This is a genomic window from Streptomyces sp. NBC_00086, assembly GCF_026343255.1.
GTDB lineage: Bacteria > Actinomycetota > Actinomycetes > Streptomycetales > Streptomycetaceae > Streptomyces.
Genome location: NZ_JAPELZ010000001.1, coordinates 2,436,539 through 2,454,849, shown reverse-complemented (window position 1 = coordinate 2,454,849; position 18,311 = coordinate 2,436,539). Strand labels below are relative to the sequence as shown.

Here is an 18,311-nt window from a genome sequence, read left to right as displayed (position 1 = left end):
TGCGCACGTCACCCTATTCGTTCACCGGCACCAGGGGGAACGTGCACGCTATTGTCTGCTAATCCGCCACACCGGGGTGTGCGGCTTCTGGGGGATAACACGTGACGGAGCGGGATATGTCCGAATTTGAGACGCCTGGGCGGAGACCTCATCGCGTCGGCTACGCGCCGGGTGCCTATGACCTCTTCCACATCGGACACCTCAACATCCTTCGGCACGCCCGGAGTCAGTGCGACTACCTGGTCGCCGGGGTCGTATCCGACGAAATGGCGGAACTCGCCAAGGGGCGCCGCCCGGTGATACCGCTCGTCGAGCGGCTGGAGATCGTCCGCAGCGTCCAGTACGTGGATGCCGCTTTTGTCGAGACCGTCCCGGACAAGGTCGAAACGTGGAAACAAGTCCGTTTCGACGTCATATTCAAGGGCGACGACTGGCGCGGCACCCCCAAGGGCGACCAGCTGGAAAAGGACTTCGCCGTGCACGGGGTCGAGGTCGTCTACTTCCCGTACACGGTCCACACCTCCAGCACCCAGCTGCGCCGGGCCCTGGACGTGCTGTCGGAGCCGCTCGCCACGGAGCAGCGGGGCTGAGCGGCACGCCCGCGGGCGCCGGCCCCGGTCACCTGGGTACGGCGCTGAGCTCCCGGAACCACTTCGCGAGGAACGCCACCAGGAACAGCGCGGCCATCACGCCCGCCGCGGCGTACACCCAGCGGAACAGCCCGCTGCCGCCGAGGAACAGGAACACCAGGCAGAACACCCCGTAGTCCACGGGCAGCAGCGCCACCGCGCGCAGGGTCGACGGCGCGGCGGCCGCACTCCCCGGCGCGGGCTTCGGCTTGAGCTTCTCCGTCAGCAGCCCCCCGAAGAAGGTCACGACCGCGGCGAGCTGGAAGCCCAGGGGCAGCAGCAGCCAGCCGGCCGCGGCGCCGCCGTCCGCGCCCCCGCCGATCCCGTAGGCCTCGGGGAAGCGGTAGAAGGCGATCAGTACGCAGGTGTGCAGCGAGGTCAGCTTCGCGCAGTCCACGACGTGGTCCAGCCACTCGCCCGCCGCGCTGCCGCCCCCGCGCAGCCGGGCGAGCTGCCCGTCGGCGGAGTCGAAGGCGAAGCCGACGGCGAGCAGGGCCCACACCAGGGCGCCCAGCCCCCACGAGGGCGAGACCAGGGCGACGACGGCCGCTCCCGCGAAGCTCAGGGCGGCGCTGACCAGCGTCACCTGGTTCGGGGTGAGCCCGAGCGCGTACGACCCGGCGGCCAGGTACCGCCCCACGGGCCGGTTGACGAACCGGGAGTAGAGCGACACCCCCTTCGCCGACTTCTGCGCCCCGCGCAGCTCCCGCAACGCGGTCCCGACACTCGCCATCGACACAACCCCTCGAACATCCGTATATGCGTGCGTGCGTACGATCCGTACGAAGGGCACATCATCGCAGGACGCCCGAGGGCTCCCGCCCCGGGTCGGCCGGATGCGGACACCGGGAGCCCCGGCCTTTGCGGCCCCGGCCTTCAGAGCCCCGGCCTCCGGAGCCCAGGCCTTCAGCAGCCCCGGCCTTCAGGGCCCCGGCTTCTACGCCTTCCCGCCCACCACCTTCAGCAGCAGCACCGCGCGGGCCGGGACGCTCACGCTCTCGCCCCCGCGGTGCACGGTGGCGGGCGCCGCAGCCTGGTCCTCCCGGGAGGTGTCCAGGACCAGTTCGTACGCCCGGGCCCAGGGCGCCCCCGGCAGCACCCACGTCACCGGCATGTCCCCGGCGTGCAGCAGCGCCAGGAAGCTGTCGTCGGTGACCTGCCGGCCGCGCTCGTCACGGCCCGGGATGTCCTGCCCCGACAGGTACAGGCCCACCGACCCGGCCGGGGCGTACCAGTCCCGCTCGGTCATCTCCACCCCCGCCGGGGTGAACCAGGCCAGGTCCCGCAGCCCGTCCGCACCCTGCGAGCGCCCCGAGAAGAACGCCCGGCGCCGCAGCACCGGATGGGCCCGGCGCAGCGCCAGCAGCCGCCGGGTCAGTGCCAGCAGCGCCTGCCAGGACGGGTCCTCCAGCAGCGACCAGTCCACCCAGCTCGTCTCGTTGTCCTGGCAGTACGCGTTGTTGTTGCCGCCCTGCGTGCGGCCGAACTCGTCGCCCGCCACCAGCATCGGCACCCCGGTCGACAGCAGCAGCGTGGTCAGGAGGTTGCGCAGCTGCCGCCGGCGCAGCGCCGCGATCCGCGGCTCCGTACCGCCCTCGGGCTCGCCCTCCACCCCGCAGTTCCAGGACCGGTTGTCATTGGTCCCGTCCCGGCCCGCCTCGCCGTTCTCCTCGTTGTGCTTGGACTCGTACGAGACCAGGTCGCGCAGGGTGAAACCGTCGTGCGCGGTGATGAAGTTGACCGAGGCGTACGGCCGCCGCCCGCCCCACGCGTACAGGTCGCTCGACCCCGACAGCCGGTAGCCGAGGTCCCGTACGTCGGGCAGCGCGCCGCGCCAGAAGTCCCGTACGGCGTCCCGGTAGCGGTCGTTCCACTCGGTCCACAGGGGCGGGAACGCCCCCACCTGGTACCCGCCCGAGCCCACGTCCCACGGCTCGGCGATCAGCTTCACCCGCCGCAGCACCGGATCCTGGGCGATCACCGCGAGGAACGGCGAGAGCATGTCCACGTCGTGCATCGAGCGGGCCAGCGCCGCCGCCAGGTCGAAGCGGAAGCCGTCCACGCCCATCTCCGTCACCCAGTACCGCAGCGAGTCGGTGATCAGGCGCAGCACGTGCGGCCGCCCGGCGTGCAGGGTGTTCCCGCAGCCCGTGTAGTCCGCGTACCGGCGCTGGTCCGACTGGAGCCGGTAGTACGCCCGGTTGTCGATCCCGCGCAGCGACAGCGTCGGGCCCAGCTCGCCGGCCTCCGCCGTGTGGTTGTAGACCACGTCGAGGATGACCTCGATCCCGGCGGCGTGCAGCGCCTTGACCATCCGCTTGAACTCGCCGACCTGCTGGCCGGCCGTACCGCTGGAGGAGTACGCCGCGTGCGGGGCGAAGTAGCCGACCGAGTTGTAGCCCCAGTAGTTGCGCAGACCCCGGCGCAGCAGGTGGTCCTCGTGCGCGAACTGATGGACCGGCAGCAGCTCCACCGCCGTCACCCCGAGCCCGGTCAGGTGCTCGATCGCCGCCGGGTGCGCGAGGCCCGCGTACGTGCCGCGCAGGTGCTCGGGGATGCCCGGGTGGCGCATCGTGAAGCCGCGCACGTGCAGTTCGTAGATGACCGAATCGGCCCACGGGGTCTTCGGCCGGACGTCGTCCGCCCAGTCGTCGTCATCGTGGACCACGACCCCCTTCGGGACGTGCGGGGCCGAGTCGCGGTCGTCGCGCACGGTGTCCGCGATGTACTGCTGCGGCCAGTCGCGGACGTGTCCGTACACCTCCGGCGGCAGCAGGAAGTCCCCGTCCACGGCCCGCGCGTACGGGTCCAGGAGCAGCTTGGCCGGATTGTGCCGGGCCCCCGTCCACGGGTCCCAGCGCCCGTGCACCCGAAATCCGTACCGCTGCCCGGGGCGCACGCCGGGCAGGAAGCCGTGCCAGATCTCGTGGGTCAGCTCCGTCAGCGTGCACCGGCTCTCGGACCCGTCCTCCGCGAAGAGGCAGACCTCCACCGCCTCCGCGCCCTGCGCCCACAGCGCGAAGTTGGTTCCGGCCGTCCCGTCCGGTCCCTGGTGGAACCGGGCTCCCAGTGGATGCGAGGAGCCGGGCCACACGGGCGGCCCGGGCACCCCCCGGCTCACCGCGGCGTGACCCCTGACCTGCGGTTCCATCAGCCCCAGCGGCTGGCCGGCCGGATGTCCGCTCCCGTTGCCGGCGCCCGGCCCGTTCCCGTTTCCGTTTCCGTTCACCGTCCCGTGGCCGGCCATGGCCCCGGTCCCGCCCTGAACGCCGTCCCGGGTCCCGGGTCCGGCTTCGGCCCTGGGCTCGGTCCCGGCCCCGGATCCGGTCTCAACCCCGGCCAGGGGCTCCGCCTCTTGCTCGGCTGCGCTCGACACTGCCCGCCTCCACGGCTCTCGGTACCTGCGGGGGTGGGGGAACTGCGGCCCCGGCGTCCCTGCCGCGGCCCGCCCCCGTCCGGTCCTTCCCACTGTTCTGCCCGGACTGCCCTGCCTGGAACGTGGGCCGCGCCCACGTTTCCCCCGGAGGGGCCCGGTCGTTGGAGGAACGTGACTCTTCTGACGAGGCGGGCAGGGGCGGGCTTCGCCGCCGTGGCGGTATGGGCGGGCCTCCTCGGAGGCCTGGCCGGATGCACCGAGAACGGCGGCTCCCCGATCGAGATCCAGCTGCCCGGCAAACCCCGGTCACCGGACGAGGCGATCAGGATCACCCCCGACGACAACGCCAAGGGGGTGCCGGCGGAGGGGCCGCTGAGGATCACCGTGCCCGAGGGCCGGCTGGAGCGGGTCGTGGTCACCAAGGTGGAGGACGCCCAGCAGGAGCAGGTGCCCGGGGCCATCGCCGTCGACGGGCTCAGCTGGAGCCCCGACCCGGCGTCGGGCCGGCTCGCGCTCGCGGCCAAGTACACCGTGGACGCGGTCGCGCTCGACGGGCACAACCGCCGCCAGGCCCGGCACACCACCTTCACCACCTACGTTCCCGAGGAGAGGTTCATCGGCTACTTCAAGCCCGAGAACCGGTCGACCGTCGGCACCGGCATGATCATCTCCTTCGGGTTCAGCCGGTCCATCGAACGCCGCGCCGACGTGGAGCGGGCCATCACGATCACCTCCGACCCGGCCGTGGACGTGGTGGGCCACTGGTTCGGCGACGAGCGCCTCGACTTCCGGCCCAAGACCTACTGGAAGCCCGGCACCGAGGTCACGGTCAAGCTGAACCTGCGGGACGTCGAGGGCGCCGCCGGCTCCTACGGCATCCAGGACAAGACCCTGCGCTTCACCGTCGGCCGCTCCCAGATCTCCACCGTCGACGCGGCCGCGCACACCATGGAGGTCCGGCGCGACGGCGAGCTGCTGTCCACCGTGCCGATCACCGCCGGGGCGCCGAAGAACATGACCTACAACGGCAAGATGGTGGTGATGGAGCTCTTCGACGTCACCCGCATGAACGGGCAGACCGTCGGCTTCGGCGGCGAGTACGACATCCCCGACGTCCCGCACGCCATGCGCCTCACCCGCTCCGGGACCTTCCTGCACGGCAACTACTGGGCCAGCCCCGACACCTTCGGCTCCACCAACGTCAGCCACGGCTGCATCGGCCTGCGCGACGACAAGGGCGGCGGCTCGGACACCCCGGCCGGCTGGTTCTTCGACCGGAGCATGGTCGGGGACGTGGTGGAGGTCGTGAACTCGCAGGACAAGACGGTCGCCCCGGACAACGGGCTGGGCGGCTGGAACATGTCCTGGCCGGCCTGGGTCGCGGGCTCCGCGCTCGGCTGACCCGGCGTCACCCGCCGCTCACCTCACCCGCCGCCCTCACCCGACACTCCCTCACCCGACACTCCCTCACCCGACACCCCAGTCGAGTGATTGTCGTACCGGAATGCCGTAGTGGGGGAGTGTCGGTCCGCCCGGCTCGCCGGAGCCCGCCGCCAGCCTGTACGGGCCCACCCGCACGCGGCGGCAGGCAACGGACGGAGCGTCATGTCAGCAAGGAAGTGGACCCTCGGCCCCCTGGGGCTCGCCCTCGGGGCCGTACTGGCCGCAGGCGCCCCGGCGGCCCTGGCGGCGCCGGCCGCACCGGGCCCCGGGGGACAGCAGCCGGCTCCGGCCCGTCAGGCCGCCGGGGCCCTGCGGGCCCCGCTGCCGGGCGGACTCGGTCCCTGCCTGGGAGCCCGGTGCCCCGACCCGTTCCCGCAGATCGAGGTCGGCACCGAACCCAACGGCTACGACGAGGGCATCAACATCTTCGTCGGAGCCGACTTCCTCGTCCGCGAGCGCGCCGCCGAGGCCGAGGGCAAGGTCGTCGTCCTCGGCAACTTCGACCAGAACAAGAACCTGGCGGCAGCGGGCGGGGCCTACAACCTCGGCGTCGTCGGCGCGGGCTCGCTGGTGCCCCCGCCGGACTTCTCGGACTTCCTCACCACGGGCGGCAACGTCAACATCGCCGTCGACCAGCGGCTGATCGTCGCCCCGGGCGTCGTCCGCTACGCGGGCACCGCCCCCGGCGCAGGCACCGTCGAGAGCCGTGGCATCGACCCGCTGGTGCACGACCCCGCCGCCATCACCCCCTACGCCGGCCTGCGCGACCAGCTCACCGCGGCCAGCCGGTGCTACGCCCGGGTCGACGGCAGCCCGCGCCCGGCCACGGGCACCGCCGTCAACCAGGACGGCACCACCGTCTTCACCGGGGACAACACCTCCCCGCTCCAGGTCTTCAACGTGGACTTCGACCTGGTCAGCGCGAGCAACGGCGCCATCGGCTTCCGCTTCGACCGGATCCCGGCCACCGCCACCGTCCTGGTCAACGTCCTGGGCACCAGCCGCACGATCAACACCTACGCCGGCAGCATCAACGACACCGGTGCCGGAGCGGACCCCTGGAACGGCTACCGCACCCGGCTCCTGTGGAACTTCCCCGACGCCACCACCGTCCAGCTGGTCGGCACCGGACAGTTCCAGGGCAGCGTGCTCGTCGGCGAGCAGGCCTCGACCACCACCGTCACCCTGCCCGGGACCAACGGCCGCTTCTTCACCACCGGCGGTCTCGTCCACACCAGCACCGGGGGCGGTGGCCAGGAGTTCCACGCGTACCCGTTCAACGGGGACCTGCCCGACTGCGGGAACACCGTCCCGGTCACGGGCAAGGTCTCGGTCCTCAAGCAGGACACCGGCGGCCTGCCGCTGGCCGGAGCCACGTACGAGTTGTGGCGGGAGACCAACGGCACCCCCGGAGCCCAGTTCACGAGCCCCGGCGGGGACACCAAGGTCACCGACTGCGTCACCCCGGCGAACGGCATCTGCTCCGGCACCGTGGCGCCCGGCACGTACTACTGGCGCGAGACCCAGGCCCCGGCCGGCTACGAGCTCGCCGCGAACCCCGTCGTGGAGCTGACGCTGACCGCGCAGAACGCGGCCGAGGGCGTGAGCGCCACCATGAGCAACACCAAGCTCCCGGGCAGCGCCGAGGTGGTGCTGCGCAAGTCCGACGCGGACGGCGGGGCGCTGCTGCCGGGCGCCCGCTTCGAGCTGTGGCGCGAGGCCAACGACCGTACGGGCCTGCAGACCACCGGAACGGGCCCCGACGAGCAGCTCGCCGGGTCCTGCACCACCGACGCGCAGGGAAGCTGCACGGTCCAGCTCCCGGTCGGTGAGCGGTACTACTGGCGGGAGACGCAGGCACCGGCCGGCTACGACCTGCCGGCGGACCCGGTCACGCCGTTCGACCTCACCGCGGGACACGTGACCACCGGCCTCGTCGTGAGCGTCACGGACGAGCGGACCGGGGAGCCCGAGTACGAGGGATCGATCGAGGTCCTGAAGAAGGACGCGAAGACCAAGCGACCGCTGCGCGGGGCGGTCTTCGAGGTGTGGAAGGAGACCAACAGCACCAGCGGCCTCCAGACGCGCGGCATCAACCCGGACCGCAAGGTGACGGCGGGCTGCGCGACCGACCGGGCCGGGGCGTGCTCCTTCCCGGGCCTCGACGAGGGCTGGTACTACGTGGTCGAAACGGCCGTGCCGGAGGGCTACGTCCTCCCGCGCAACCGGGTCACGGGTCCGCTCCACCTGGACGGGACCACCCCGGACCACCGCCTGGTGGTCACCCTGGAGAACAAGCGCGACGACCACGGCAAGGGCACCAAGCCCCCGAAGCCGGGCCGGGCCGCATAGGCCGCCCGGGTGGGCCGGTGACCCTGCCGGCCCACCCGGCGCGCCGGTGCCCGGCCGATCCGGTTGGCTCGGAGCCGACGGCCCGGCCGGCGGGCGCGAGGAGGTCCGTATGAGCACAGGGCACGCGGCGGGCGCGGGAGGCGCGGCAGACGCGATAGGCGCGCTCGGCACGATGGGCAGGGCGGCGGTCACGGCCGTGATCCTCGCGGCGGCCGCCCTCGCCCCGACGGCGCCCGCAGCCGCAGCGGATCCGTCCCCGGCCCCGTCGGCCCCGGCCGTGTCCCCGGCCGCGGAGGCGTGCACCGCCGGGACCGGGCCCTACCAGCGAGAGCTGGAGGAGCACCTGCGCCGGACGGCCGACGGGACGCAGGACGCCGGGGACTGCGAGGCGATCCGCACCTTCCAGCGGGGCAACGGCATCCGGCCCGCCGACGGCTATGCCGGACTGGTCACCTTCCGGACCATGGTCGCGGTCGCCGCCCGTGCGAACCCCAACGCCGCCGGCGACTGCCCGGTCCGTACGCACCGGGTGACCTGCGTGGACATGGAGCGCCAGCTCCTGTGGGTGCAGCGCGGCCGCACGGTGGTCTTCGCACCCGTCCCCATCCGCACCGGACGGGACGACGAGGAGACCCGTCCCGGCTGGCACGAGATCTACTGGCGCAGCGAGCACCACGAATCCACGCTCTACGCCAACTCTCCGATGCCCTACGCCCAGTTCTTCGACGAGGGCCAGGCCCTGCACGGCCGCAAGGGCAACCTGTACGCCCACGGCGGCTCGGCCGGCTGCGTCAACCTCACCGTCCCCGACGCCCGGCGGCTGTGGGACCTGCTCACCGAGGGCGACGCCGTCTACGTCTGGGGCACCAAGCCCGGCACGGAGGGCTGACTCCCGGCGCACGGACCACTCTTGGGACGGAACGGTGACACGACCGTACTGTCTCGTGATCCCCCATGTGATTTCCTGGCGATAAGCGCGCGACTGTCCGTGCGCGGGGGACATGGGGAGAACGATCGTGAACCTGCAGCCGATACGCGGGCGCGCCCGCACCGGCCTGCCGGCCCTCCTGCTGGGCGCGGCCCTGCTGTTCACCAGCGCGTGCAGCGGTGGCGGAAACGCCGGCGCCGCCGGCGGGAGCGGTGGAGCGGACGGGGGTACCGGCACGACCGGTACCGAGGCGTCGAAGGCCGTCGTGAGCGTCAAGCCGGACGACGGGGCCAAGGAGGTCGCGACCAGCGGCGTCCTGAAGATAACCAGCACCGGCGGCAAGCTCACCACGGTGACGGTCGCCGACACCAAGGGCAACGCGGTGGAGGGCAAGCTCGCCGCGGACGGCGCGAGCTGGGAGCCCGCCCGCAACCTCGCCTCCGCCACCGAGTACAAGGTGCACGCGGTGGCCAAGGACGAGGCCGGCCGCGAGTCCGCGAAGGACACCACCTTCACGACCCTCACGCCCGCCAACACCTTCATCGGCCAGTACACCCCCGAAGACGGATCGACGGTCGGCGTGGGCATGCCGGTCTCGATCAACTTCTCCCGCGGCATCACCAACCCCGAAGCCGTGGAGAAGGCCATCACGGTGACGGCCGAGCCGTCCGTCCCGATCGAGGGCCACTGGTTCGGCAACGACCGACTGGACTTCCGCCCCGAGAACTACTGGGCCGCGGGCACCAAGGTCACCCTGAAGCTCGAACTCGACGGGGTCGAGGGCCGGCCGGGGGTCTACGGCAAGCAGACCCGTACGGTCAGCTTCAAGATCGGCCGCTCCCAGGTCACCACGGTCGACGCCGGCAGCAAGCAGATGCAGGTCGTCCGTGACGGCCAGGTGCTCAAGAACGTTCCGATCACCGCGGGCGCCCCGTCGACGACCACGTACAACGGTCAGATGGTCATCAGCGAGAAGTACAAGGTGACCCGGATGAACGGCGCCACCGTCGGCTTCGGCGGGGAGTACGACATCTCCGACGTCCCGCACGCGATGCGGCTGACCACCTCCGGCACCTTCGTCCACGGCAACTACTGGGCCTCGTCCGGCACGTTCGGCTCCGAGAACGTCAGCCACGGCTGCGTGGGCCTGAAGGACGTCCGCGGCGCCGGTGACGGCGGCCAGCCCGCCGCCTGGTTCTTCAACGAGTCGCTGATCGGCGACGTGGTCATCGTGAAGAACTCCAAGGACAAGATCGTCGCCCCCGACAACGGCCTCAACGGCTGGAACATGGACTGGGCGGAGTGGATCAAGTAATTCCGGTCGGTACGTAGTTCGGAGGGCCCGGTGTCGGGTGGCCCGGTGCTGTGACCCACAGCACCGGGCCGGTCGCGGTTAACGGGGGCTAACCTTCCCGTATGACCATCTCTCTCGAAGTCTCCGAAGGCGTCGGCGTCATCCGGCTGGACCGGCCGCCCATGAACGCCCTGGACATCGCCACCCAGGACCGGCTGCGCGAGCTCGCCGTCGAGGCGACCGACCGGGCCGACGTCCGTACGGTCGTCATCTACGGCGGCGAGAAGGTGTTCGCGGCCGGCGCGGACATCAAGGAGATGCAGACGATGGACCACGCGGCCATGGTCGCCCGGTCCCGCGGACTGCAGGACGCCTTCACGGCCGTGGCCCGGATCCCCAAGCCCGTGGTCGCGGCCGTCACCGGTTACGCCCTGGGCGGCGGCTGCGAGCTGGCCCTGTGCGCGGACTACCGGATCGCCGCCGACAACGCGAAGCTCGGCCAGCCCGAGATCCTGCTCGGCCTGATCCCCGGCGCGGGCGGTACTCAGCGGCTGTCCCGGCTGATCGGCCCCTCCAAGGCCAAGGACCTCATCTTCACCGGCCGCATGGTCAAGGCGGACGAGGCGCTGACCCTCGGCCTCGTGGACCGCGTCGTACCGGCCGCCGAGGTCTACGAGCAGGCGTACGCGTGGGCCGCGAAGCTGGCGCAGGGCCCGGCCCTCGCGCTGCGCGCCGCCAAGGAGTGCGTGGACGCGGGGCTGGAGACCGACATCGACACCGGGCTGACCATCGAACGGGGCTGGTTCGCGGGCCTGTTCGCCACCGAGGACCGCGAGCGCGGGATGCGCAGCTTCGTCGAGGAGGGTCCGGGGAAGGCCAAGTTCCTTTAGGCGCGGCCCTGTCGGGAACCCCGCCCCGGATCGGCCTTGCCGGCGTCATTCCTGTGGGTGGATTAGCCAGGCCTTAAGGCAGCCTTAAGCCAAGCCGGTGATCCACTCTCGGTGATCGTCCTTTCGCGGTGCGTCACCGCAGGTCAGCGGGGCGTGATGGGCTCCGGGTTGCCGATTGCATATGCCAGGAGGACCCCTCGGAATCAAAGATCCCGGGGGGTCTTTTCCTGCGGAACGGCCCGAACGGCCTGACCGGCCCTCCATGATGGGTGCATGGCGGGTCTGGAGGGTGTGGAACAGCCGCGGCAGCGCAGTAGCGCTTCCGCGGTACGGCTCACGGCGGCCCTGGAGGACGAACTCGGGCTCAAGGCGCTGGAGTTGTACGGGAATCCGGCCGAGGCGGAAGTGACGCTGCCGTCGATGCCCGAGTCGGCGAGCACCGCCCGCAGGCTCACGCAGTGCGTGGTCGTCCGCCTGTGGGGGCTCTCGCCGCAGATCGCCGAGCACACGGTCCTGCTCGTCTCGGAACTCGTGGGCAACGCCGTCCGCCACACGGGGGCCCGGTCCTTCGGTTTACGGATGGTCAGGCGGCGCGGCTGGATCCGCGTGGAGGTGCGCGACCCCTCGCGCGGGCTGCCCTGTCTCATGCCGGTCCACGAGATGGACACCACCGGCCGGGGGCTGTTCCTCGTCGACAAGCTCTCGGACCGCTGGGGCGCGGACCTGCTGCCGCGCGGAAAGATCACCTGGTTCGAGATGCGGGTCGCCGACCGCTGAGTCCGGCCCCGGCTGCCGCCCCCGGCCGCTGCCCGACCGCCGCGCACCGACCCCGAACGCCAGAAACCCCCTGTCGCCGTTGTGGGGCGCTGCGGGGGTTTCATGGGTGTGCCGAGGATCGAAGGGGGTGTGATCCTCGGCAAGGACTTCGCTCGGGTCAACGGGAAGCCGTGATTCCGACTATGGCAGACGAGGGACCAAATGCCAAAAGTCCCAAGTTGGACATAAGTGTGCATATCCTAAGACTTTCTACCTAAATCTTAGGTGAGGTGGGCCACTGACCTCGTAATCAACGAGTAAAGATCGGCTGCTCTGTGTGAATCGTTGATCACATAGCGGACAGTGAGCGGGGCGCCCCGGTTCGGTCGAAGGTCCCGAATGGGGTCAATCAATGCCTACACGGGCATCCACCCCTTAAATGGGCGGGTGCTCTGCTACCCGGACCGCCGATCCGCTCTCCGTGCCGGCGCGGCGGTCGCCGCCGGCCTCCTCGCCTCCGCCTGTGGCACGGACGCCCCCGCCGCCCCCGGGCCGTCCGCTTCCGGGACGGCCCCCGCAGGCCCCGCGGCCCCGGCGAAGGCCGCCCCGGACAAGGCGCCGGCCCGGGCCAAGGCGGCCGCCGCCCCGCGCCGGTTCGCGGGTCAGCCCGTGGAGATCGGACACGGCCCCCGCGGCCGTCCCGGCGTCGCGCTCACCTTCCACGGCAACGGCGAACCCGCCATCGCCAAGGCAGTGCTCGCCGAGGCGGAACGGGCGGGCGCGCGGGTCACCGTACTGGCCATCGGCGCCTGGCTCGACGCCCACCCGGAGATGGCCCGCCGGATCCTGGACGGCGGCCACGAGCTCGGCAACCACACTCAGCGCCACCTCGCGATCAACACCATGCCCGAGGAGCAGGCGTACGCCGAGATCACCGGCTGCGCCGACCGGCTCAAACGGCTGACCGGATCCATCGGCACCTGGTTCCGCCCGTCCCAGACCCAGTACGCCACCCCCCTGGTGCGAAAACTGGCCCAGCGGGCGGGCTACCCGCACGTCCTGTCGTACGACGTGGACTCCCTCGACTTCACCTCGCCCGGTGCCGCGGCCGTCATCCGCACCGTCATCGGCCCGATCCAAGGCGGATCGGTGGTGAGCCTGCACTTCGGCTACGCGGACACGGTCGACGCGATGCCACCCCTCCTCGAAGAACTCGCACGCCGCAAACTGCGCGCGGTGACCACCACGGAGCTGCTGACCCCATGACGACCACCCGCCTTCCCCGGAAGGCCACCGCGTTGCTGGCCGGTCTGGTCCTCGCCGCCCTGACCGGCTGCGGAGCGGCCGACAAGGGACCCGCCGAGGCCCTCGGCACGAAGGGGCCCGCCGCGCCCGTCAAGGCCGTACCGGCCGTGCCCCCGGGCCTGGCCGGAATGCCGCCGCTCCTCGATCCGAACGACGTGTACGCGGCCGACCGCCCGAACAAGCTCTCCCCGGTGGTCAAGGACTTCCCGTCCCGCGTGTACGTGCCGAACACCAGCTCCAACACGGTGTCCGTCATCGACCCGGTCACGTACAAGGTCATCGACACCATCCCCGTCGGCATCCAGCCCCAGCACGTGGTCCCCTCCTGGGACATGAAGACCCTCTGGGTCAACAACAACCGGGGCCACACGCTCACCCCGATCAACCCGGCCACCGGCGAGGCCGGCAAGCCCGTCGAGGTGCACGACCCGTACAACCTGTACTTCACGCCCAACGGCAAGTACGCGATCGTCATGGCCTCGATGGACAAGGAACTGGTCTTCCGCGATCCGCACACGATGGACCGCGTGAAGACCGTCCCCGTGACCTGCTTCGGCGTCAACCACGCGGACTTCTCGGCGGACGGCCGCTACTTCATCGTGAGCTGCGAGTTCTCCGGCGAACTGCTCAAGGTCGACACCGAGAAGATGGAAGTCGTCGGCCAGCAGAAACTGCCCTTCGAGGGCGCGATGCCGCAAGACGTCAAGGTCTCCCCGGACGGGAAGACCTTCTACGTCGCGGACATGATGGCGCACGGCATGTGGGTGCTCGGCGGCGACAAGTTCGAGACCCCCAAGCTGCTGCCCACCGGAAAGGGCTGCCACGGCCTCTACGTCAGCCGCGACTCCAAGGAGATGTACGTCTCCAACCGCGGCGAAGGGTCGGTCTCCGTCTTCGACTTCACGCAGAACAAGCTGACCAAGAAGTGGGAGCTGCCCGACGGCGGCAGCCCCGACATGGGCGGGGTCTCCGCCGACGGCAAGGTGCTGTGGCTCTCGGGCCGCTACAACTCCGAGGTCTACGCCATCGACACCACCACCGGCAAGCAGCTCGCCAAGATCCCGGTGGGCGGCGGACCGCACGGCCTCGCCGTCTACCCGCAGCCCGGCCGCTACTCCCTCGGCCACACCGGCATCTTCCGGTAGGCCGCGAACGGTCGAGCGCGCGGGAAACGGCCGTGCCCCGGGAGCTCGCACAGCTCCCGGGGCACTCTGGACCGCTCACCGCCGTCTCCTCACCAGGCGACGGGGAGCCGCTCGGGAAGGCGCTTGATGAAGCCGGTCCGCCACACGAGGTTCTCCGCCGGCACCGCGAGACGCAGCTCGGGCAGCCGCTCGACCAGCACCTCCAGCGCGATCTCGGCGTGCGCCCGGCCCAGCGCGGAGGCCGGGCAGAAGTGCCGGCCGGCGCCGAAGGCGAGGTTGGCGTTGGAGCTCTCGCGCTCCAGGTCCAGCTCGTCGGGGTTCTCGAAGGCCTCCGGGTCGAAGTTGGCCCCCTCCAACAGGACGAGGACCAGCTCCCCCTCCTTGACCAGCACGTCCCCGACCTGGATGTCCGCCATCGCGATGCGCGGCAGGCCGTCGCCCACGGACAGGTTCCAGCGCAGCAGCTCGTCCACGGCCTTGCCCATGCGCTCCGGGTGCTTGCGCAGGTACCCGATGAGCTCGGGCTTCTGCAGCAGCGCCAGGACCGCCAGGGTCAGGAATGCGGAGGTGGAGACCGCGCCGGCCCCGAAGAGCGAGACGGCGACGGTGGCGAACATGTCGTCGGTCAGGTGCGCCGACTCCGGGTCCGCCTCCTTCAGCTCGGCGAACTTGCCGAGGAGCCCCGTACGCTCCTCGGCAGGCAGCGCCAGCTGCGCCTTCAGTTGGTCCTCGAAGTAGCCGACGTCCTTGTACCAGTTGAGCGCCGAGTCGGCGAACGGTTCGCGAGCGGTCATGAACGCGACGTCCAGCCCCGACATCAGCCGCCGCCAGTCCTCGAACGGCACCCCCAGCACCTGGCAGTGCATGGCCGCGGAGAAGGGATCGGCGAAAGCGGCCCGCAGGTCGGCGGGCCCCCCTTCGGCGACGAGCTCGTCGATGAGCTCGCCGGCCTTCGCGCGCAGCCAGTCCTGCAGGCCCTTCTGGCGCGGGTTGAGCGCCTTCATGACCGCGTTGCGCAGTCCGGCGCTGTTGATGTTGCCCATGTTGTTGACGACCTCGGGCGGGATCGTCAGCGCGTACTGGCGCGGGACGCCGGCATTGGCCGTGTCCTTGAGGCTGAAACGCTCGTCCTCCAGCACCTGCTTGGCCAGCGCGTAGCTGCTCACCAGCCAGGCCGGGTCCCCGGTGAGGGTACGGACCTTCGCGACCGGCGCCTTCTCGCGCAGCCAGGTGCACTCCTCGGGGAGCACGTCACCGCGCCGCGAGAGAGGGAAGTCGATGAGGGGCTCGGCGGTCAGTCCGGTGCCCTCAAGCTGCTCGACGCTCATCGACGGTCCCTTCGGTTGGTGCGGTGTGCGCGTGCGTGTTCGTGGTTGCGTTCGGGTCGTTCGGGTTGCTCTGCGCGCTTTCTGCCGCTTCGGGCCGTACCACGGCGTATGCCTGGTTCCTCGTCGCGCGCAGGCCCCCACCGCGCGAGAAGAGGAGGTCGGTCATCGGCATCTTGACGTGGTAGGCCGCCACGGAGGACGGCACGTCGAGAATGCTCGGGGTGTCGATGAAGAACGGCAGCTCGGCCGCCATGTAATCGAAACACACCTGCAACTGTGCGTCGGTGATTGATTCACCTTCCGGCAACTTGGATCCGACGAAGTGCAGAGCCATTTCCTCGCAGCCCTTGCGGAATTCTTCGTCGGTCTCCAGGAAATGGAGTACGCGTCGGTGCAGAAGTTGGTAGACGGGGTTCGTCTGGAACTCCGAAAGTGCCCTCACTCGGATCTCTGCGTGCGGAGGTCCTGATTCCTCCACGCCCTTGAGAATCCTTCGCCGCACTGCCTTGATTTCCTTCGTCGCACGCTTCTCGGCGTGTTCCGGGGTGTAGCCGAAGGCTGCGAACATCCGGTCCACGTGGAGGTCTGCGTACACGAAGTCGACCTGTGCGAAGCGGGTCGTGGCCCATCGGGCGAGGTCGGATATGCGCTCGGAGCTGAAGTAGCTGTTTCCAGGACTCACTCCGATGAGCACATGGTCGCCGTCTTCCCAGATGTGGTGGCAAGTGCGGGTGAAGGGCAGAACTTCGAATGATGCGTCAGCTGTGATCGTCACCTGTGTGATCGCCCTTGTTGCCGCTTGTCCCTGGGAGCCCTGCGCTCCCGGTGTGGCGGCAATGTCGCTACGTTATGCCGTGGCCCCGGAGCGTGACAAGTGGAGGCTTGAATTGTTGGCTGGAATTATCGCTTCCGCACTACGGAAGAGTAATTGAATATCTATCTGCCGCTCGAACGGGACCCGGGGCGTGAGGGGGTCGGGCGTGCCGCTACCCTGAGCCGGTCAACAAGCACCAAGAAGGGGTGGACCCAGTGGCGGACATCGAGAGCGCACGGACGACGTTCGGCAAGTTCGACGTGAACGGTGACGGCTTCGTGACGGCCGACGAGTTCCGTTCGGCGATGGCGGCGATGGGTGACCCGTACGTCACCGGCCCGGTCGCGGAGGCCGTGATCGCCGCCAAGGACTCGAACGACGACGGCCTGCTCAGCTTCGACGAGTTCTGGGCCTCCCTGAACAAGTAAGCCCCCGCGCCGCCCCCTGGCCCCTGCCGGGCCGGGGTGCGCGCGTCAGGCCTGCCGCGGCCCGGCCGCCATGCCCTCCACCTCGGCGAGGGCCTCCTCCAGCCAGCGCAGCCAGAAGGTCTCCAGCCCGGTTCCCGCGTGCAGCACGACCCGCCGCAGCCGGTCCTCCTCGGAGTCCCGCCCGGCCGGGAAATCCTTCTCCTCGATGCCCTCGTACACGGCCAACTGGGCCCGGTGCAGCTCCAGATGCCGCCGCAGCTCCGCGGCCAGCCCCTGCGGCCCGACCACCGCCGCCGCCCGGATCCGCAGCAGCAGGGGATCGCGCACGGGCTTGGGATCCTGACGCTCCCCGACCCACCGCGCCAGCTCCCCGCTCCCGGCGGGCAGCACCTCGTACTCCTTCTTCTGCCCCCGTACGGGCCCCTCGCTGGGCAGCGCCCGGATCAGCCCGGACTCCTCCAGCCGGCCGAGTTCGCGGTAGATCTGCTGGTGCGTCGCGGACCAGAAGTACCCGATCGACTTGTCGAACCGCCGGGTCAGCTCCAGCCCCGACGAGGGCTTTTCGAGCAGGGCGGTGAGGATGGCGTGCGGGAGCGACATGCGGCCATCCTAGGTTTGCGGCAGGTCGAGGACCGCGATCCCGTTCTCCACGGCGACGGCCAGCCGGATCCCGTCGGGGTGCAGGGCCGCGACCGGGGTCGGGACGTGCGGGACCCCGTAGGACCCCTCCCGGCGCGACACCGGGACCTCGGGCCACTCGGCCAGGACGGCGCCCGTACTGGCATCCACGAGGCGGGGGTGCCCGCAGAGGCTGACCACCCGGTCGCCGCCGCAGGCGAGCAGGGTCCCCGCCGTGAACCCGAGCCGGCTCCGGTGCAGCCACCGCACTTCGGCGGCGGACCACACGCCGATCTCGCGCGGGCCCAGGGCCACCGGTTCCTCGTCGTCCTCGCGGCGCTCGTCACCGAGCACCTCCTCGCCGGAGGCGACGGCGACTCGGCCACCGTCCAGCCAGCAGGCGGCGACGACCTCGCCGTCCACCCCCTGGGGCCGGGACACCCGTCCCCAGCAGTCGAGTTCGGCGGCGCCGGCCACCGCCGCGGCCAGGTCGAAGACCCGAACCGCGCCGAACGGATACCACTCCCACCCCGCGGACAGCAGCCGCCGCCCGTCCGGGCTCACCGCGAGCCGGGAGTGGAAGACGTCCTGTGTGTACCGGGCGGCGGGGGTCAGCCGTTCGCCCGTGGCCGCGTCCTCGGTCACGAGGATGTCGAACTGGTCCGGGCAGTGCACCAGCACCTCACGGCCGTCCGGCAGTGCGCCGAGCGCGACCGGGTAGTCGTACTCCTCGGCGTGGTAGAAGCTCCGGTCCAACTCGCGGACGATCTCCGCCCCTTCGAGGAGGAGGGCCTTGGTGCCGCGCTCCTCGTAGACCACCGTCCAGCGCCCCGAGGGCGAGCGCACCGCGCGGTCGAACCGGTAGGAGAGCACGGGGCGGAAGTCGTGTTCGCGCCCGTCCGGCGCCCAGCGGCGCAAGCCCCCGATCGGGTCGACCAGGTCCTCGCCCTCCCAGAAGAGGGACTTCGGCTCCGAGGTTGCCTTCAGCGTCTTCATGGACGCGCA

General features: G+C 70.9%; 16 protein-coding genes. 10 read left to right on the top strand and 6 right to left on the bottom strand.

Features of this window, described 5'->3' with window-relative positions; all coding sequences use genetic code 11:
- Window positions 1-116 precede the first annotated feature (116 nt).
- Entirely contained in the window at window positions 117-590 is a 474-nt protein-coding gene (locus OG276_RS10705) for an adenylyltransferase/cytidyltransferase family protein (RefSeq protein WP_266904290.1), read from the top strand.
- 28 nt (window positions 591-618) lie between these two features.
- On the opposite strand, the gene OG276_RS10700 is transcribed toward OG276_RS10705, so the two are convergent.
- Window positions 619-1,362: a CDP-alcohol phosphatidyltransferase family protein gene (locus OG276_RS10700; protein ID WP_266904288.1), complete on the bottom strand. Its 744-nt coding sequence runs from the start codon at window positions 1,360-1,362 to the stop codon at window positions 619-621.
- Between the two features lie 204 nt (window positions 1,363-1,566).
- Window positions 1,567-3,780: a glycogen debranching protein GlgX gene (gene glgX, locus OG276_RS10695; protein WP_266904286.1), complete on the bottom strand. Its 2,214-nt coding sequence runs from the start codon at window positions 3,778-3,780 to the stop codon at window positions 1,567-1,569.
- A 405-nt stretch (window positions 3,781-4,185) separates the two neighbouring features.
- On the opposite strand from glgX, the gene OG276_RS10690 reads away from it, so the two are divergent.
- The 8 genes from OG276_RS10690 to OG276_RS10655 all read left to right on the top strand — a co-directional run bounded on the left by OG276_RS10690 (window position 4,186) and on the right by OG276_RS10655 (window position 14,118).
- On the top strand, window positions 4,186-5,406 hold the full coding sequence (locus OG276_RS10690; RefSeq protein ID WP_266912686.1) for an Ig-like domain-containing protein: 1,221 nt from the start codon (window positions 4,186-4,188) through the stop codon (window positions 5,404-5,406).
- 204 nt (window positions 5,407-5,610) lie between these two features.
- Window positions 5,611-7,800, top strand: coding sequence for a choice-of-anchor A family protein (locus OG276_RS10685; RefSeq protein ID WP_266904284.1), 2,190 nt, complete (start codon window positions 5,611-5,613; stop codon window positions 7,798-7,800).
- Between the two features lie 172 nt (window positions 7,801-7,972).
- On the top strand, window positions 7,973-8,689 hold the full coding sequence (locus OG276_RS10680; protein ID WP_266912684.1) for a L,D-transpeptidase family protein: 717 nt from the start codon (window positions 7,973-7,975) through the stop codon (window positions 8,687-8,689).
- A gap of 133 nt (window positions 8,690-8,822) precedes the next feature.
- Window positions 8,823-10,043 (top strand): Ig-like domain-containing protein, encoded by a 1,221-nt coding sequence (locus OG276_RS10675; protein WP_266912682.1) that lies wholly within the window; start codon window positions 8,823-8,825, stop codon window positions 10,041-10,043.
- A gap of 101 nt (window positions 10,044-10,144) precedes the next feature.
- Entirely contained in the window at window positions 10,145-10,912 is a 768-nt protein-coding gene (locus OG276_RS10670; RefSeq protein ID WP_266904282.1) for an enoyl-CoA hydratase/isomerase family protein, read from the top strand.
- Window positions 10,913-11,185: 273 nt separating this feature from the next.
- Window positions 11,186-11,689, top strand: a complete 504-nt coding sequence (locus tag OG276_RS10665; protein ID WP_266904280.1) for an anti-sigma regulatory factor — start codon at window positions 11,186-11,188, stop codon at window positions 11,687-11,689.
- Window positions 11,690-12,067: 378 nt separating this feature from the next.
- Window positions 12,068-12,934 carry a polysaccharide deacetylase family protein gene (locus OG276_RS10660; protein WP_266904278.1) on the top strand — a complete coding sequence of 289 codons (867 nt, stop codon included), beginning with the start codon at window positions 12,068-12,070 and terminating at the stop codon, window positions 12,932-12,934.
- On the top strand, window positions 12,931-14,118 hold the full coding sequence (locus OG276_RS10655; protein ID WP_266904276.1) for a YncE family protein: 1,188 nt from the start codon (window positions 12,931-12,933) through the stop codon (window positions 14,116-14,118). The genes OG276_RS10660 and OG276_RS10655 overlap by 4 nt, the downstream gene beginning before the upstream one ends.
- Before the next feature lie 89 nt (window positions 14,119-14,207).
- On the opposite strand, the gene OG276_RS10650 is transcribed toward OG276_RS10655, so the two are convergent.
- Entirely contained in the window at window positions 14,208-15,446 is a 1,239-nt protein-coding gene (locus OG276_RS10650) for a cytochrome P450 (protein ID WP_266904274.1), read from the bottom strand.
- Complete coding sequence (locus OG276_RS10645; RefSeq protein WP_266904272.1) at window positions 15,427-16,221, bottom strand: tRNA-dependent cyclodipeptide synthase; 795 nt, start codon at window positions 16,219-16,221, stop codon at window positions 15,427-15,429. Before OG276_RS10645 ends, OG276_RS10650 begins: the two co-directional genes overlap by 20 nt.
- Before the next feature lie 254 nt (window positions 16,222-16,475).
- Between OG276_RS10645 and OG276_RS10640 the strand changes: the two genes are divergently transcribed.
- On the top strand, window positions 16,476-16,688 hold the full coding sequence (locus OG276_RS10640) for an EF-hand domain-containing protein (protein ID WP_266904270.1): 213 nt from the start codon (window positions 16,476-16,478) through the stop codon (window positions 16,686-16,688).
- A 45-nt stretch (window positions 16,689-16,733) separates the two neighbouring features.
- Here OG276_RS10640 and OG276_RS10635 read toward each other — a convergent pair whose 3' ends face one another.
- Both OG276_RS10635 and OG276_RS10630 read right to left on the bottom strand, forming a co-directional pair.
- Window positions 16,734-17,288 (bottom strand): PadR family transcriptional regulator, encoded by a 555-nt coding sequence (locus tag OG276_RS10635; protein WP_266904268.1) that lies wholly within the window; start codon window positions 17,286-17,288, stop codon window positions 16,734-16,736.
- A gap of 9 nt (window positions 17,289-17,297) precedes the next feature.
- On the bottom strand, window positions 17,298-18,302 hold the full coding sequence (locus tag OG276_RS10630; RefSeq protein ID WP_266904266.1) for a hypothetical protein: 1,005 nt from the start codon (window positions 18,300-18,302) through the stop codon (window positions 17,298-17,300).
- Window positions 18,303-18,311 lie beyond the last annotated feature (9 nt).